The 1,937-nt window shown below is 58.4% G+C and carries 4 protein-coding genes; 1 reads left to right on the top strand and 3 read right to left on the bottom strand.

Annotated elements, in window-relative coordinates; genetic code table 11:
- Both ACEN2R_RS20870 and ACEN2R_RS20865 read right to left on the bottom strand, forming a co-directional pair.
- A partial coding sequence (locus ACEN2R_RS20870; protein ID WP_442044863.1) for a phage tail tube protein occupies window positions 1-221 on the bottom strand: 221 nt, incomplete at its 3' end.
- Between the two features lie 27 nt (window positions 222-248).
- Window positions 249-671: an acyl-CoA transferase gene (locus ACEN2R_RS20865; protein WP_442044861.1), complete on the bottom strand. Its 423-nt coding sequence runs from the start codon at window positions 669-671 to the stop codon at window positions 249-251.
- Here ACEN2R_RS20865 and ACEN2R_RS20860 point away from each other — a divergent pair, their 5' ends adjacent.
- Complete coding sequence (locus ACEN2R_RS20860; RefSeq protein ID WP_442044859.1) at window positions 672-1,601, top strand: hypothetical protein; 930 nt, start codon at window positions 672-674, stop codon at window positions 1,599-1,601.
- A 25-nt stretch (window positions 1,602-1,626) separates the two neighbouring features.
- Here ACEN2R_RS20860 and ACEN2R_RS20855 read toward each other — a convergent pair.
- Window positions 1,627-1,937, bottom strand: a 311-nt coding sequence (locus ACEN2R_RS20855; protein WP_442044857.1) for a DUF6441 family protein, incomplete at its 5' end; no start/stop codon positions are given.

The raw sequence follows: 1,937 nt of genomic DNA, 5'->3' as shown, positions 1-1,937 counted from the left end.
TCGATCGGCACCGACACATCGCCGTCCGCCGTCACCGCATCCTTCAGCGGCGCCAACGGGTCGCGCCCGTAGCCCAGCAGCTCGGACGCCTGCAGCGGCTGCTCGGATCCGAGCGAGGTGCTGGCAAAGGGCATCCGCGTGTATCCGCCCAGCGGCGGCGTGCCATAGGTCGTCTCGAACGCCAGCGCCATCTGCGCCCGCGCCCCTTGGGCTCGTGCCATGATTGTCTCCTTCGGTTGGGTGGTGGGTCAGGCCAGTGCGTCGGCCGTGGCGTAATGCAGGATGATCGGAATGACCGCCGCCTTCAGGCTCACCGCACCCTCCACGGGCAGATCGACCGGCTGCGGCGCTTCCGCCTCAACCCAGTCACACAGACCACCCAAGGTGGGATCCGCAGTGATCACCGTGCTGATGCTGGCGCACAGGGCATCAAAGGCCGCGTCGCGATCTGGCGTCTGGACCACCGCCTCGATCTCGGCGCGGTGCTGGTAATGATAGGTCAGCGGCGACAGCGTCACGCCGGGCGCGCCCGGATCCCCGTCACGCAAGATCAGCAGCCCAGCGGCGGGCACGCGTTCCGGCAAGATCCCGCCGCGCAGGACGGTCACATAAGGAATGCTGTGCAACCGCGCCTGCAGCGCGGTGAGGATGGTTTCGCGGGAAGTGGACATGTGCTAGCGTCAGTCCTCAAGAGACAAGAAATCGACAAATTAAGCGACAAGAAAGCGACCGAAATGCCAGACATACGAATCTCGACGCCCTTTCCTCCAGAGCTTTATGAATGGCTAGAGGATGTCTATCCTGTCTGGCTGCAAACACCATTAGACGCATTTTACGGATTGATCCCATTCAACTCGGTGGCAGCCCCTTTACAGCTTGCCTACGCCGAAAATATCGACGCGCTCGGGAATTCTTCCATTTTCCGCAATCTGAATATTTTTCTGACCCTGATTGCAGAAGAGAAAATTCTGCTGGATTCGGATGCAACCATGACGTCGGACAGCCTTGATCTGCTACTGACAACAACGCATTGGCCTAAATACGACATGGAAATGGTCAATAGGCTTCAGCGTCCGCTGCATGAAGAGACCATTTGTCCACTGGATTTTTTGAAAGCGCTGGCGTTCGTCACCGGGCTCATTGAATTACGCAATAACAGGCTTGCCGTGACCGAGTTCGGGCACAGCCTCCTTGAGGGCCGCATTGATACCGTTCTCGTGCGTAAAGTCTTCGAAGCTACATTCGCCAAAGTGAACCCCAGAACTCTGACAAAGCTCGCGCATCCTTGGGTGCACGAACAGGCCGGGATTATTTTTTGGGGGCTTTCAGTTGTCGGTGAAACACCTCGAAGCGCCTCAGAACTTGCCCGGTATTGTTTTGTACCGCCCAAACAGTTCTTCGATTATCGACTCAAGGTACTTCACACTTACATGCGGGTCGTCTTTCTTCAGCCACTTATATGGTTCAGTCTCATCGAAACGGTGGATGTTGAAGCAGATAAGACCAATCCAGATGGCTTGCTCTACAGGAAAACGCCATTGTTTGACGAGTTCTTCAAGTTTTCAATTGACAGATCCATGCCTGTCGAACGCCCCAACTAAAGGGGCAATGTGGTGACGAAAGGCGTTAGGCCTTGCTGTCCACCCAATGCGCCACAATCAACCCCGGCACGGCGGCCTGCGCGCGCTTCGCATCGCGCGCCAGATCCAGCCGCTTGCGCAGTTTGACCTGTGGCACCAGGAGAAAGATCGGCACGGTTGTGACACCGCGCCCAGTCTTTGATCGCGAGGCCACGCCGAGGCCGCGGCTATTCAGCCGCCCCTCGGCCACCAGGAGGCTGGGGCCGCGCCGGCGATAGATAAAGCGCAAGCGCATCCCGCGCCGTCGCTCCCATTCACCGGGGGTAATTCTGCCGCCTTTCAGCCCCTTGCCAGCCG

The sequence above is a fragment of the Pseudogemmobacter sp. W21_MBD1_M6 genome, from assembly GCF_052119585.1.
GTDB lineage: Bacteria > Pseudomonadota > Alphaproteobacteria > Rhodobacterales > Rhodobacteraceae > JBGQOJ01.
Note: the sequence above shows the minus strand (reverse complement) of the source record. Positions and strands in the feature narration are given on the sequence as shown.